Source organism: Methylomonas sp. HW2-6 (genome assembly GCF_052474525.1).
On the sequence record NZ_CP184124.1, the window covers coordinates 2,992,764 to 3,007,173 of the forward strand.

11 protein-coding genes and 1 pseudogene are annotated in these 14,410 nt (G+C 51.2%); 6 read left to right on the forward strand and 6 right to left on the reverse strand.

The genetic code is table 11. The features are described 5' to 3' along the window. The first annotated feature begins 120 nt into the window (after window positions 1-120). A pseudogene (locus ACH518_RS14580) lies at window positions 121-822 on the forward strand (MgtC/SapB family protein). On the opposite strand, the gene ACH518_RS14585 reads toward ACH518_RS14580, so the two are convergent. The 3 genes from ACH518_RS14585 to ACH518_RS14595 form a co-directional block, all read right to left on the reverse strand. Then, window positions 791-1,000, reverse strand: coding sequence for a hypothetical protein (locus ACH518_RS14585; protein ID WP_140911233.1), 210 nt, complete (start codon window positions 998-1,000; stop codon window positions 791-793). The pseudogene ACH518_RS14580 and the gene ACH518_RS14585 overlap by 32 nt on opposite strands. Window positions 1,001-1,175: 175 nt before the next feature. Continuing rightward, window positions 1,176-2,417, reverse strand: coding sequence for a M20 aminoacylase family protein (locus ACH518_RS14590; protein WP_445370619.1), 1,242 nt, complete (start codon window positions 2,415-2,417; stop codon window positions 1,176-1,178). 102 nt (window positions 2,418-2,519) lie between these two features. Further along, complete coding sequence (locus ACH518_RS14595) at window positions 2,520-3,932, reverse strand: sigma-54 dependent transcriptional regulator (RefSeq protein ID WP_278211876.1); 1,413 nt, start codon at window positions 3,930-3,932, stop codon at window positions 2,520-2,522. Window positions 3,933-4,168: 236 nt separating this feature from the next. On the opposite strand from ACH518_RS14595, the gene ACH518_RS14600 reads away from it, so the two are divergent. Continuing rightward, window positions 4,169-5,419, forward strand: a complete 1,251-nt coding sequence (locus ACH518_RS14600; RefSeq protein WP_445370620.1) for an HlyC/CorC family transporter — start codon at window positions 4,169-4,171, stop codon at window positions 5,417-5,419. Between the two features lie 200 nt (window positions 5,420-5,619). On the opposite strand, the gene corA is transcribed toward ACH518_RS14600, so the two are convergent. The 3 genes from corA to xrtA all read right to left on the reverse strand — a co-directional run bounded on the left by corA (window position 5,620) and on the right by xrtA (window position 10,038). Continuing rightward, window positions 5,620-6,897, reverse strand: coding sequence for a magnesium/cobalt transporter CorA (corA, locus tag ACH518_RS14605; protein WP_445370621.1), 1,278 nt, complete (start codon window positions 6,895-6,897; stop codon window positions 5,620-5,622). A gap of 110 nt (window positions 6,898-7,007) precedes the next feature. Further along, window positions 7,008-8,408 carry a mannose-1-phosphate guanylyltransferase/mannose-6-phosphate isomerase gene (locus ACH518_RS14610; RefSeq protein ID WP_445370622.1) on the reverse strand — a complete coding sequence of 467 codons (1,401 nt, stop codon included), beginning with the start codon at window positions 8,406-8,408 and terminating at the stop codon, window positions 7,008-7,010. Between the two features lie 115 nt (window positions 8,409-8,523). After that, window positions 8,524-10,038 (reverse strand): exosortase A, encoded by a 1,515-nt coding sequence (gene xrtA, locus ACH518_RS14615; RefSeq protein WP_445370623.1) that lies wholly within the window; start codon window positions 10,036-10,038, stop codon window positions 8,524-8,526. Window positions 10,039-10,258: 220 nt separating this feature from the next. Here xrtA and ACH518_RS14620 point away from each other — a divergent pair, with 220 nt between their 5' ends. The 4 genes from ACH518_RS14620 to ACH518_RS14635 are packed head-to-tail and all read left to right on the forward strand — an operon-like array spanning window position 10,259 to window position 14,389. Beyond that, window positions 10,259-11,500 carry a hypothetical protein gene (locus ACH518_RS14620; protein ID WP_445370624.1) on the forward strand — a complete coding sequence of 414 codons (1,242 nt, stop codon included), beginning with the start codon at window positions 10,259-10,261 and terminating at the stop codon, window positions 11,498-11,500. 18 nt (window positions 11,501-11,518) lie between these two features. Next, window positions 11,519-12,466 (forward strand): glycosyltransferase family 2 protein, encoded by a 948-nt coding sequence (locus ACH518_RS14625; protein ID WP_445370625.1) that lies wholly within the window; start codon window positions 11,519-11,521, stop codon window positions 12,464-12,466. 50 nt (window positions 12,467-12,516) lie between these two features. After that, entirely contained in the window at window positions 12,517-13,746 is a 1,230-nt protein-coding gene (locus tag ACH518_RS14630; RefSeq protein ID WP_445370626.1) for a glycosyltransferase family 4 protein, read from the forward strand. A 31-nt stretch (window positions 13,747-13,777) separates the two neighbouring features. Continuing rightward, a complete protein-coding gene (locus tag ACH518_RS14635; RefSeq protein ID WP_140911223.1) occupies window positions 13,778-14,389 on the forward strand; it encodes a tetratricopeptide repeat protein in 612 nt (203 codons plus the stop codon). Window positions 14,390-14,410: the final 21 nt, after the last annotated feature.

A 14,410-nucleotide genomic window follows, 5' to 3' on the forward strand; every position in this document is an offset into this window, starting at 1 on the left:
AGCGGCAAACGCTCTATGAATCCGATCTCTCCCGACCGCTTGATCTCGTTTTGGTCCGCTGCCCAGCTCGAGGCCAGCGCAGTGATACTGATGAACATCGTCGGAGCCCTGTTGTTGGGCATGGTGGTCGGTTACGAACGCTCCTATCACGGCCGCGCTGCCGGCATGCGCACCTACGGCTTGGTCTGTATGGCCTAGGCGGCGGTTACCGTCATCGTCGGTTACCCGCAATTCTGGTTCGGCGGCTTATTGCCGCTGACGGCGACGGCCGATCCGACTCGGGTAATTCAAGGCATCGTCACCGGCATCGGCTTTCTGGGCGCCGGCGTCATTATGAAGGAAGGCCTGAATATCAGCGGGCTGACCACCGCAGCGTCGATTTGGGCCTCATCGGCGATCGGCATCCTTTGCGGCGCCGGCTTTTATCTGGCAGCGATCGTACTGGCCTTGATCGCGTCGGCGACGATGATCTGGGGTGGCTGGATCGAAACCGTACTCCCCTCCAGGCACGCCATTGCGGTTTTGCTACGTTTCAAACCCGACCACCGCCCGCGGCAAACCGATTTGGAACAGTTAGCCCAAATCATGGGTTACCGCCTGGCGGAAGGGTCGATTTCGATGAGCAAAGACGTGCAGGGTGAAGAATGGCATTGCCACCGACAACCGAAAGGTATCGATTCCCGCAATCAGCGAGACGCTGGAGCAACAGGTGTTTCTGGCCGGTTACCAGTTGTCTTTCGCCCGCAACTGACCTGCTGCAGCAACTGCGTCCAACACCAAGCTGCGATTTTTACTTCAGCACGTCCTTCACGCATTGCCTGATGAAGGCTTCTATCGGCAGATTGTCGTTGACATAGTTGTTAAACAAACCGCTGACATCGACCGGATCCAAGTAGGCGTAGACGCCGCAGCCGGTGGCGGCAATAAATTGGTGGCTGAGGTTTTCAATGAACATGGTCCGGGCATAGCCAAGTTCGGTCATTTCGTTCAATGCTTGCATGGCGCTCACCGTTGGGTTGATGGAACTCACCAACGCTGCAGCATAGGCTGGGCCAAACGCTCTGTTTTATTGGCTTTCAACCATTTGCATCCGGTCTGACGCGCCGAAGAGACCGCAGTGCTTCGAGACTCCTGCCACAATTGTCAGACAGCTTACACACTGTGGCAGCCAACTGTCAGGCGAAGGCCAAGCAGGTTTCGGCCAATCTGACCCAGTAACTGGCGCCCAACGCCAAAATGGCGTCGTTAAAATCGTAACTGGGATTGTGCAACGTACACGGACCGGCGCCGTGGTCCGCTAACCGGTGGCCGCCGTCGCCGTTACCGATGAAGCAGTAACTGCCGGGTACGCGTTGCAGCATGAAGGCAAAGTCCTCGGCCCCCATGGTGGGCTGTTGTTCGAAAACCTGTTCGTCGCCAACGATGCCAGCCATGACTTGCCGGGAAATTACGACTTGCTCTGCATGGTTTACCGTTGGCGGATAGCTGCGGGTCAATTCGAAATCGCCGGTCATGCCGTGCGCCAAACAGGTATGGTGGACGATTTCGGCCATGCGCGCTTCTATCATATCCAGCAGTTCGGCGGAAAACGTCCGCACCGTACCGGCCAGTTCACAACGTTCGGCAATCACGTTGGTAGCTTCGCCGATGTGCATCATCGTCACCGAAATCAGCCCCGCCGCCAACGGACTGGTGTTACGCGTCAGAATAGTTTGCAGCGCTAAAATAATTTGCGCCGCAACCGGTGTCGGGTCCAGGCCCAAATGCGGCAGCGCGGCGTGGCAACCTTTGCCATTTATCGTGATCCGGAAGGTATTTAATGAGGCCATCACCGGCCCCGGGCTGACCGCAAAACTGCCGGCCGGCAACCCAGGCCAATTGTGCATGCCGAACACGGCCTGCATTGGGAAGCGCTCGAACAAGCCGTCGCGGATCATGGCGTCGCCGCCACCGCCGCCCTCCTCTGCCGGTTGAAAAATCAGATACACGGTGCCGTCGAAGTTGCGCTGCTTGGCCAAATAGCGTGCGGCGGCCAGCAGCATTGCGGTATGGCCGTCGTGGCCGCAGGCGTGCATTTTGCCGGGATAAACCGAAGCATGGGCGAAGCGGTTTTGTTCCTGGATCGGCAATGCGTCCATATCGGCTCGCAGGCCTATCGCATTTTCCGAAAGACCGGACTTGACGATGCCGACTACACCGGTTTTACCCAAGCCGCGGTGGATGGGTATCCCCCATTCCGTTAATTTTTCTGCGACGAAATCGGCAGTGCCAAACTCCTGAAAGCAAAGTTCGGGATGAGCATGGATACGCTGCCGCCAAACGCTGATTTCGCCGGCATAGTCGAAGATTTCGGCAACGGCACCGCCAATTCGGCCGTTTCCGTTACTTGGATGGTTCGAGTTATTCGATTCTGGCATGGTTACGAAGGCTGCTGCAGTGGCAAAGCCTTAGTCTAACACTTGGCCGGGGTTGGATTGCTACCGCACAAATCTGGCGGCCGGACAAAAAAACGCCGCCGCTTAGGCGGCATCCACTTTGCGCAGTTTTTCCACTAACGTGGTCCTGCGCATATTCAGCAATTTGGCGGCATGGGCGACCACGCCATTGCACTCTTCCAAGGCTTGGCGGATCAGTTCGTTTTCCAAGTCGGTCAAGTATTCTTTTAAATCAATGCCTTGCTCCGGCAATTGCACCGTAGCCTGGCCCTGTATCGGCTTGGCCAGCGCTTCGCGTGCGGCCGGCCGGACCACATGGATATCAGGTTCCGGCAGCTGCAACTGAACCGTGTCGGGCACTTCGTACGCTTGGAATTTTTCCGGTAAGTCGCCGGCATCCACGGGTGAATCCGGGCTGATGATCGCTAAGCGTTCGATCAAATTCGACAACTCGCGCACATTGCCCGGCCAACTGTGTTGCATCAGGACAGCGACCGCCCGCGGCGTTAAGCTGACGCTGCCGCGGTTCGCCGCTTCCATGCGGGCAATCAAATCGTTGATCAGATACGGGATGTCTTCAGCCCGCTCCCGCAACGCCGGCACTTCAATCGGAAATACGTTCAGCCGGTAGAACAAATCCTCCCGAAAACGTTTTTCGATAATCTCCTGTTCCAGATGGCGGTGGGTGGCGGCGACGATACGGACGTCGCAGCGGATGGTTTTATTGCTGCCGACCCGTTCGAAGGTCCGTTCCTGCAATACGCGCAAAAGCTTGACCTGCATCGGCATTGGCATGTCGCCGATCTCGTCGAGAAATAAGGTACCGCCCTCGGCCATCTCGAATCGGCCCTGGCGCGATGTCAAGGCTCCGGTAAATGCCCCTTTTTCATGGCCGAACAGTTCGCTTTCCAACAGTTCGCCCGGAATCGCTCCGCAATTGACAGGCACAAACGGCTTGTCCCTGCGGGCGGATGCCCGATGCAGGGCTTGGGCGACAACTTCCTTACCGGTCCCGGACTCGCCGAGAATGAGTACGGTCGCATCGGATTTGGCGACTTGATCGATCAACTCGCGGGTTTTCTGTACTGCTTTACTGATTCCGGCCAAGCCTTTATTGGTTTGCGGCTTGTGCGCAGTCGATTCTGGTTTGGGCAATTCGTCCAATATGTCGATGAGTGTCGGATAGACCGTCGGCCATTCCACGACTTTACTGACCAATTGTTGAATAGTGCTCAGCAACTGCTGCCCGTTACCGGGCTCCGCTAGCAGAATGATCGGCGTATCCTCCGTCGCGTCGGCTATCGCTTTGATCAGGCTGGCTTGGCGATCGCCACTACCGACAAACACCGCACCGAAAGCATCTTGACCGGCCAATACCGATTCGTATTGATTGCCGCTGACCGTAATCACCCGGTATTCCAAAAACCGGAGCACCGTTTCGACTTGTTGTGCGCGATTAAGGTTATCGTCAACCAGCAAAATTTCCGGCAATGCCATGCGTGTGTTCTCTGAAACTACTTGGATACGAAGGGAGGGAACAATCGAATTTCAAGTTAAGCATCGAAGTCCGGGATTGTCAAAATCGCCGGATTTCAGCCGATTGCGCCGTCTAGTTGATGTAGTTTAGTTCAATCTCCGGCAAATGCTTCGGATCGGCACGCGGTTTTCAGCTTGACAAATTTTGCCCAGCATAGAAACTAAGCTCTTGTTACACAACCCAGAGTACGTTTGTTTTGAACGAAATTTCCCTAAGTATACTATTCGGTATACTGGCGGTATTATTGTTGATATCCGCATTTTTCTCGGGCTCTGAAACAGCGTTGATGACGCTTAACCGCTATCGGTTGCAGCATCTCGTCAAAAAAAAACATAAAAGCGCCGTTAAAACCCATCGCCTGCTAAAACGGCCGGAACGCGTGCTGGGCCTGATTTTAATCGGTAACAATTTCGTCAATATTCTGGCCGCTGCGCTGACGACGGTGATTGCAATCCGGATCGGCGGTAATCAGGCCATTCCTGCCGCGATGGGACTATTGACCTTCGCCATTTTAGTATTCTCCGAGGTTACCCCAAAAACTCTGGGCACACTAAAGCCGGAATTGCTGGCATTCGTTTCGGCTTGGATTTATCCCCCGTTATTGAAATTGTTTTATCCGGTGGTATGGACCATCAATTTGATATCGAGCGGCCTGTTACGCATTTTCGGGATCAAACGTAAAAAATTGGGCGAAGTTGCCGAGCCTTTGAATAAGGACGAGTTGAAAAGCCTAGTGTCTCAAGCCAACCACCAACTGCCGGCCCGCTACCGTAATATGCTGATGAGTATTCTGGATCTGGAATCCGCCAGCGTGACCGATATCATGACCCACCGTAACGAGATCGTCGGTATCGATTTGGAAGAATCGATCGAAGATATCATTCGCCAGCTCCAAGCCAGTCCACATACCCGTCTGCCGGTTTACAAAAAGAATATCGATCGGGTGATCGGATTTTTGCATATTCGCACCGCCCTATCCCGCATTAGCCACGCCGATTTAGATAAGCAAAGCATTGTCAACAGCTTGGCCAAGCCGTTTTTCATTCCGGCCAGCACGTCGATTCATAAGCAAATGCAGATTTTCAAGGCGGAAAAATTGCGGATCGGATTGGTAGTCGACGAATATGGGGACGTATTGGGACTGGTTACGCTCGACGATCTGTTGCAGGAGATCGTCGGCGAGTTGGCGATAGAAGAACCCGATATTAAAGCGCAAAAAGACGGTAGTTACTTGGTCGATGCCGGTGTTAGCATCCGTGAGCTAAACCGCGTCACCCAATGGGATTTGCCGACCGAAGGTCCAAAAACCCTCAACGGCTTAATTATCGAGTATATGGAAACCATCCCCGAGCCCGGCACCAGCATTAAGCTCCACGGCCACGTCATTGAGATCGTCAAGCGCGACGATAATGCAATCAAGTCGGTTAAATTCAAACCGGTCGGTTAATTTCTTCGGGCAAAAAAAAGGCGATTACCAGTGGATAATCGCCTCAGAGCAATAGGAAGAAATATAACGCAACTTTTAGCTGTCAAACCAAACCGAAAAAGTTAGGTTAATAATAGTTGGCGGATTGTCGATTTTAAATGTGACATATTGTCGCAGTTTGTGGTTTTGAGCCAACAAACTGTGACGCACTCCGTGATTTTTTATCTAAGCCAGCCTTTGCGTTTGAAATATACGTAAGGCAATAGCACAGAAACAGTCATCAACCCCAACGCAAACGGGTAACCCAACATCCATTTCAATTCGGGCATATACTCGAAATTCATACCGTAAATGCTGGCGATCAAGGTAGGCGGCAACATTGCCACCGAAGCGACCGAAAAGATTTTAATAACCTTGTTTTGGTTGATATTAATAAAACCGACGGTTGCGTCCATCAAGAAATTGATTTTGTCGAACAGAAATGCAGTATGGCTATTCAAGGACTCGATATCGCGTAAGATTTGCTGTGCATCTTCCAACTGGGTCGGATTCAACAATTTACGCCGGATCAAAAACGACACGGCGCGTTGGGTATCCAGCATATTGCGGCGGATACGGCCATTCAAATCCTCTTCTTCGGCAATATCGGTCAATATCTCAGCAGCTTCTTCGTCGCTGATATCCTGGCTTAATACTTTTTTACTGACGCTCTCCAGTTGCTCGTAAATATTTTCCAGCGCGTCGGCCGAATATTCAGCCTCGGCACCGTACAAATCCAGCAGCATATCCTTGGAATCCGAGACAAAGCCTGGCTGTGTTCTCGCCCTTAAGCGTTGGAGCCGAAATACCGGCAACTCCTCGTTGCGTACCGAGAACAGCATGTCGCCCGACAAAACGAAGGCTACCGGCACGCTACGCGATTTGCCCTCCCGGTCCAACAAAAAATCCGAATGGATATGGATTTCATGCTGGTCTTCGACATAGAACCGGGCGCTGGCCTCAAGATCGGTCAAATCCAGCGGATCGGGCAATTCCAAGCCGAAATGCTGGCCGATCAGTTGGCGCTGGGCCTTGGTCGGCGCCAATAAGTCGATCCAGATCGGTTTGATTTCGTACAAATCGTGGCGACAGGTGATCGCCACTTTGGATAACCGGCCCTCGACCAGTTCGAATGCGCTCATTTGGCCGACGCCGCAATGCGGCTCTCGGTCGCCGACCAATTGTTCGCGTAAGGTATCGGAAAGCTCCCACAACACGTCATCCTGCCGGTTCTCCTCCACCTGCTCCCAGACCAGGCGGGCATCCTCCAACTCCAAGGCGTGCAAGATCTGGCCGATTTCGATTGCCGTGAGCCGCGCCAACAAGCTGCGCAATTCGACCATGTGCTGCTTTTGCACCAGCGCAGTAATCAACTTGCGCCTCGGCATCGGCTGGTTGTGCAACATGCCCTCGACGAGCTTGTGTTTTTTCAAAAGGTCGTTGACCGTTTGCAGAGACAAGGGCAACTCCGGGGAAACGATTACCGAACGTTATCGGATGTTAGGCAGGTCACCGCGCCAAGCCGGCGCGGCGTTGATCGGAAGTTTAGCGTGACTATTACCGCATGGCGCTAGATTCGTCCGTACTGGTCTTCGTAGCGCACAATATCGTCTTCGCCCAGATAGCTGCCGGATTGGACTTCGACCATTTCCAGCGGAATCACGCCGGGATTCTCCAAACTGTGAATCACGCCGAGCGGGATGTAAATCGATTCGTTTTCCGACACCAGAACTTTTTCGCCGTTTTTCTCGACCCAGGCGGTCCCTTTCACCACCACCCAATGCTCGGCGCGATGGTGATGTTTCTGCACCGACAATTTTGCGCCGGGCTTGACCACGATGCGTTTTGTTTGGTGCCGGTCGCCGCTGTCGACCAGGTCGTAGTGACCCCAAGGCCGATAAACCTTGCGGTGCACGTTGGCTTCACTGCGTTTGGCTTTTTTCAGTTGGTCGACGACATCCTTGACGTCTTGCACCCGGTCTTTGGCGGCAATCATCACTGCGTCGTCGGTTTCGACCACGATCAGATTATCGACGCCGATCACGGCCACCAATTTGTTGCCGGAATGGATGTAGGAATTACGGGTATCGACTGTCAAGACGTCGCCTTTGATGGCATTGCCGGTTTCGTCCTTGGCGGTGACATCCCATAGTGCCGACCAGGAACCGACGTCGTTCCAGCCCGCGTCCAACGGAATCACTGCGGCTTTGTCGGTTTTTTCCATCACCGCGTAGTCGATCGAATCGGAAGGACATGTCGCAAATATTTCCTTATCCAACCGCACAAAGTCCAGGTCAGGTTTGGCCGCTTTCAATGCTTCCCGGCACACTGCCAACATTTGCGGATTGAATTTTTCCAGTTCGCGCAAGAAACAACCGGCTTTGAACGCGAACATGCCGCTGTTCCAAAAATACTCGCCGCTTTCCAGATAGCGTTGCGCGGTCTGCAAATCCGGCTTCTCGACAAAGGCATCGACTTTATAGGCCTCGCCGTAACGCACCTCACCGCGCTTGATATAACCGTAACCAGTCTCGGGTTCGCTGGCGACAATACCGAAGGTGACCAACAAGTCCTGCTTCGCCAGTTGTTCTGCCTGCACCACCGCACGATGGAACGACTGCCGATCGGCCACGACGTGATCCGCCGGCAAGATCAGCAAGATGTCGTCCTCGGAACCAGCACTCAACGCCGCCATGGCTACCGCCGGCGCGGTATTCTTGCCTACCGGCTCCAATATAATCGCCGCCGGCTTGATACCGATCTCCCGCATTTGCTCCGCCATCATGAAGCGGTGATCTTCGTTACACACCGCGATCGGCGGCTGCAAACCGGCCAACCCATCCAGCCTGAGCATGGTTTCCTGGATCATGGTTGCACCGGAAACCAAAGGCAAAAATTGTTTGGGATATTGGCCGCGCGACAATGGCCAAAGCCGAGTTCCAGAACCGCCTGACAAAATTACCGGTATCATAAGTTTTCCTTCACAAAGTTTTAAATAAGGGTGTTGCTAGTCTAACATCCGCGCGGCCTGCAGCGTCAAGCGGAGTACTGACGCGGGTCGACTGTGTCGATCCTGTTCGCCGAACTCAGCTGCAGCACGCCAAGGCTATTTGTTTTAACTTATCCCGCGCCGTATCCAATTCTTGAGTAGCTAGTTCTGTGTAAACCACAACCAGCAATTCCGGCGCCGAATCGCCGGTTAAGCGCTTGAGCAGTTGCCACCACTTTGCCAAATAGGCATTGTCGGTATTTTTATCGCCGATGCGATACCAGCGCCATACCAATAATTCGCGCTGGCTGCTGTTCAAGACCGCTTCCTCGACAACGATTGAGTAGCCGGAGCCCCAATCGACCGGATAGTCATTGTCGCGCAGCATCCGCCAAATCTTATGTTTTTGCGGGACCAAATAGTTCTGCGAGTTTACCAATTCGCCACCTTGGCTTTCGTCGCCGAAGTTGGCGAAATAGAGGCCGACGACGGCTTGCTCGTCTTTTAAAAATGTTCTGGATTCGGCGACCACACCTTTGAAGTTCGGCTCCCAACCCCAATCCGGCGGATCAGCCGGTAGCCAAGTATCGAGCGCGGGGTGGCTGAACCGTTCCGGCACCACTACATTGCTATTTTGCAAGCCAGACAGACCATGAGAAATCGGCGGCCAAATTGTCAGGCACACCAAGATTGCCGCGAAACCGAACCACTGATAACGGGGCTCTGAAGCCACTTCGGCATCGAACGGCCCTTCTTCTTTCACGGTGATTTCGGAGCTGTTTGGGGCGTCGTGCCAAAACGAACCGATGTAAAACAGCGCGAACATGACGATCCCGAAAAATACCCAGCCATAAACGATGTGATCCACGCCGGTCGCGAGTTTCATGCTGCTTAAATGGCCGATCATGACGATCATATAAGCGCGGAATCCGTTTGCGATGATAGGTGCCAGAAAAGAAACCGCGATAAACACTGCGCGCTTTTTATAACTGGTGTAATTCAGATAGGCGTAAACGGTTCCCAGAGTAAAAGACGATATCAGATAGCGTAAACCGCTACAGCCCTCCACCACAGACCAATTCCCGGAGGTTAGCGTAAAGAATAAGCCTTCCCGGTAAACGCTAATCCCGGTCAAACGCAGTAACGTGACGACAAAGGTCGCGGTGTAGTCCATCAGTGGCGGAATAAAGGCTTCGCCGAAAGGTACCATCAGAAACAAGAACAGAATGGGAAAAAGCATACTCGATATCACGCCGGTTCCCAACACCGCCCACAGACTGCTGATCAGGATTCCAACCACCGCCCATTGCTGTACTACCAAGACGTGGACCAAGTCTGCCACCAACCACATAAAGCCACCCGCGATGGACAAAATCAGGCCAAACCAACTGAATTCCGCCCGCAAATCGCGGTATTGCCGCCGCCGCAGCCAGATCAGCCATAAACTGGTCGGCGCAACTAAATAACCATGGGTAAAGGTCTCTGAACGCGACCAAATTGCAACGATAGACGCCCATGTATCCGCGAACACTCCCAGCGTAACCAGCGTAACCACCAGCACTCCTGCCAACGGTCTACGCCAATGTTGCGGTAAACCTGACGTATCGGTCATAAAAAATTCTCCGCTTTTACCCGATCTAACCCACTGTTTTTGCGCATCATCACCCCGGATTGAACAAATAGACGATTCATAACACTAAAATTGGCCGCACAATGCACCCCGAATCCTTCCCGAGGCTATCACGGTTCGGCGAGACCATGAATCTCTGCTAGGATGAAAGTGTAGCCCGTTATAGCTTGCTACCGCGGCACTTTAATTATCGATTGAAAATATGGCAATTCTGTTTATTTTAGGTTTCTGGTCGGTCTGCATCGCCTGCTTATGGGTTTGGAAAAAGGATCTGTTCGTTGCAACCTGGAACGAAGCCTATTTTGCCGACACCCCGGTATTGATTGAGAGCGACGATTGGGGGCCAGGCGGCGAGTTTCATGCCGACCGGCTCAACCAATTGCTAAATATGCTGGATCAGCATAAAGACGCCGTAGGACGCAATCCTGTCCTGACTGCCGACATGGTGTTGGCGGTTCCCGACATAGAAAAAATAGCCGTTGAAGGTGAATATCACCGAAAAATGCTGGATGCCGATTTTCCGGCAATCTACCAAGCACTCAAAGATGGCATCGCCCGGGATCTATTGACTCCGCAATTACACGGTCTGGAACACCTGAACGGAGCCGGTTTTGCCAGGTTATGCCAGCAAAACGACCCGCGCTTAACCGCGGCCAAATCCACCTCCGACTGGTGGGACTGGGAATCACTGGATTCGCCGCTACAAGGCCATTACGTGGACGGCAGCGCATTACCGACGTCATCGGTCGACTCGGCCGAGGCGCAAAACATCATAGAACTTGCCACCGCCAGCTTCCAGCGTATGTTCGGTGCACCCAGCGTGACTACGGTCGCGCCCTGCTATCTATGGAACGACCTTATCGAACAACAGTGGCGCGATCGCAATATCATTGCAATTCAAACCGCAGGCTACCGTTGCACCGGCCGCGACCAATCCGGCCGATATCGACAGGATCCGTCGATTATCCGGGTCGGGAACAAAACCAGTTTCGGCCAATTTTATTTGGTCCGCAACGTCATGTACGAACCCGTTGACGGTAAAAACACCGTTGCGAGCGCTGTGGCTGAGGCTGAAATTGCTTATCGGCAAGCAGCGCCGATCAGTATCTCGACTCATCGTTACAACTTCACTCGTTCCGAAACAGAATGCAACGATGCGATTGCCGGGCTGGATCAGTTGATGTCGGCTATTGCCGGGATGTTTCCGCGAGTCCGCTTTCTGTCCTCGGCCGAACTCGGGGAATCGCTACTCGATCCTTCGCCTGAAATTACCAACCGTTTTAATGGCAAGCGGTGGCCCGGCCTGAAGATGGCGAGCGGTCACCGAAAATTGGGCGCATTCTTATATCGTCTATACTATCGTCATCGAAAATTGGCCTTGATCGGATACGTCACGGGACTAAGCCTTCCTGCTTGGGTAATCTGTAAAACTGGACTCAAATAAGGGTAACCAAGAAAACTAATGAAAATCAGCGCAGTCATCCCAGCATACAACAGCGCCAAGTTCATCAGTGCCGCGGTCGCCAGTATTCAGGCCCAGACCGAACCCGTAGCGGAAATCATCATTGTCGACGACGGTTCGACCGACGAAACTGAAGCGATCGTGAGAGCGTTGCCCGGAAACATTATCTACTACAAACAAAAAAACCAGGGTCCATCCGCCGCCAGGAACAAAGGCGTTGAACTGGCAAGTGGAGACTGGATCGCATTTTTGGACGCCGACGATCAATGGGTCCCCAACAAAATTGCGCTGCAAAAACAGATTCTGATCGCACATCCAGAATTGAAACTAGTAGCCGGCGATATGGCTGAAATCGATATTGACGACAACATTACGGTCAAATCGGTACTAGCCAAGCACCAACTGTTTGATTATTTTCATCACTTGGCGGGTTGCCCAATACCAAACGCATTGGCCAAACTTGTCGAAAAAAATTTCATTCCGACAGGTACTGTCCTGATTGACCGTGAAACTATCATCTCATCCGGGCGATTCAATCAAGAAATTCGTTTTGGCGAAGACTTGGAGATGTGGGCAAAAATTGCTGCCGTTCATGCTATCAGCTGTGTGCCCGAAGTACTGATGCTACGCCGCCAACACGGCAACAATGCTACCCAAGCAAACCGGCCCATGTTGGCAGACCTAATCAAAGTCATGAACTCGATCCGCGAATTTGCTGGGCCGCAATTGAGTGCTCAGGGAATAGACGCTAATTTGATGGTAGCTAACGCGTACTGGTCGCTAGGGTATTGGTCTTTTATCAACTTGGAACACGACCAAGCCCGAGTGAATTTTTTAATAAGTATGAAACAAAAATTCACGCTACGCTCTCTGAAGTATTTAACGTTAAGTAACCTACCCAAAGACTTGATAATAAAATTACGTAGTTTAAAACAAGTATTAAATTAAATCACTAAATTACATTTTAATTATAACAGCCCATAGGACATTCCGGTTAAATGAACGGTGCAGTCAAACCGAAACGCATATTATTCGTTGAAAATGGCATTGGCTATGGTGGTGCCGTAATTTGTCTTCGCCATTTAGTGAGATGTCTTGATCGCAGCCAATTCTATCCGATCGTTGTTACTGGACGCGCAACTGCTCAATACCAAGAAATAGCAAGCGAGGCTGTTTGGAAACCTATAAAAGACCGCCATTTCGACATTAGCGCATGGCGTGCTTTAGTAAAACGCAAACCAGTGTTTGCAAGCAACCGATATTTAAGATTTATCGCCACGCAAATCATCGCTCGCGCTGATGATTTGCTCAATTTTATGCCGTTTTTTTTGCAACTTCTCTGGATTGCCTGGAAGTTTGAAGCAGACCTGATTCACGCCAACAATGACCCAGTTTGCAACCGCGCCGCTTTGCTGGCCGCTAAAATTTTGCATAAATCGTGTGTTTGCCATGTGCGCGAAAACCCTAGTTATTCCAAATTGGCGGGTTACCTTTACAAAATTCCGGACCACTTTGTATCTGTTTCTAACTGGGTCGCTGACAGAATGACTTCTGAACTAATGGTTGCCCGGGAAAAAATAACCGTAGTTTATGATGGGATAGAATTACAAAAACTCGATTTAAAGGCTGACGGCAACACATTCCGTAAACAATTTGATATAGAAACCAATGATTTTGTAGTCGGACTGGTAGGATTACTGATTCCCTGGAAAGGCCAGGAGTTATTTTTGGATGCCGCCAAAGAGCTATCTGATAAAATTCCAAATTTAAAAATGGTAATTATTGGCGGTACGCCGGAAGAATGCTCTAATTATGAAGAAATGTTGAAAAATAGAGTCAATAACGAAAACTTAAAAAATTTTGTTATTTTCACCGGCCATATCGGGCAAATGGAACGCGTATACAACGGTTTAAATGTGGTCGTGTCGGCATCGACAGCGCCTGAACCGTTAGGCACAGTAGTTATCGAGTCCATGGCAATGGGCAGACCTTTAATCGGCCCGAACCACGGTGGCGGCGCGGAAATGCTGGACAACGGAGAAACGGGGTTGTTATTTAGCGCCGGTGACTCCGAAAGCTTCCGTGATGCCGTACTTGAACTTTACCAAAAACCTGACTTAGCCGAACGGCTTGGGGAAAACGCGCAAGAAAAGGCGTTTAAATTATTCTCTATAAAAACTCATACAACAAGTATAGAGTCAATTTACTTTAAATTACTGAAACAGTAGCCATTTTTACAACTTATAAAGCTTATACATAATGAGAATTATAAAGTTTGCCAAAAAATCATTAAAAACATTTATGCTGTGTATCGGACTTTTACCGATCATTGCTAAAGCAGAATTTCCTCAAACAGATCTAGACTATATGGGGCTGCCTATTTTCTGCAAAGAAATGCATCAGGAAGGTGCCCAAGGCACGCCAAGAGCCTTGATGTGGGAAAAAAGGCTGGCAGGCAACGGCGGTATTCACCATTATTGTGCAGGATTATTTACCTATAACCTGGCCTGGAAAACCAACAACCGTGCGGAAAGAGTCAGTTATCTGAAACAGGCCATCAACGAAATGGTTTTTCCGTTTAAGCACGGTATGGTGTCGGATTTTGTATTGATCCCTAAAATGTACTACGACATCGGCAAAGCATACGAAGGATTGGAGGACTACAAAGCGGCTATCGACAACTATCACAAAAGTATCGAGCGTAGCCCGAAAACCTGGATGCCTTATGCAGCGCTAGGCGATATATATATCAAATTGAACAGACCTAACGAGGCGATCAATATACTGGAACAAGGCTTAGAAAAGAAACCGGATTCTAAGCCTCTATTGAAACGTCTTTCTAAACTGAAAAAAACCCAAAAAGCTGATTAATATACCTTATAGCGCATACCA

Excerpts from the sequence above, each read along its gene's own strand:
- ACH518_RS14585 (WP_140911233.1), bottom strand. The coding sequence starts at position 1,000 with ATGCAAGCATTGAACGAAATGACCGAACTTGGCTATGCCCGGACCATG.
- ACH518_RS14590 (WP_445370619.1), bottom strand. The coding sequence starts at position 2,417 with ATGCCAGAATCGAATAACTCGAACCATCCAAGTAACGGAAACGGCCGA.
- ACH518_RS14595 (WP_278211876.1), bottom strand. The coding sequence starts at position 3,932 with ATGGCATTGCCGGAAATTTTGCTGGTTGACGATAACCTTAATCGCGCA.
- ACH518_RS14610 (WP_445370622.1), bottom strand. The coding sequence starts at position 8,408 with ATGATACCGGTAATTTTGTCAGGCGGTTCTGGAACTCGGCTTTGGCCA.
- xrtA (WP_445370623.1), bottom strand. The coding sequence starts at position 10,038 with ATGACCGATACGTCAGGTTTACCGCAACATTGGCGTAGACCGTTGGCA.
- ACH518_RS14620 (WP_445370624.1), top strand. The coding sequence starts at position 10,259 with ATGGCAATTCTGTTTATTTTAGGTTTCTGGTCGGTCTGCATCGCCTGC.
- ACH518_RS14625 (WP_445370625.1), top strand. The coding sequence starts at position 11,519 with ATGAAAATCAGCGCAGTCATCCCAGCATACAACAGCGCCAAGTTCATC.
- ACH518_RS14630 (WP_445370626.1), top strand. The coding sequence starts at position 12,517 with ATGAACGGTGCAGTCAAACCGAAACGCATATTATTCGTTGAAAATGGC.
- ACH518_RS14635 (WP_140911223.1), top strand. The coding sequence starts at position 13,778 with ATGAGAATTATAAAGTTTGCCAAAAAATCATTAAAAACATTTATGCTG.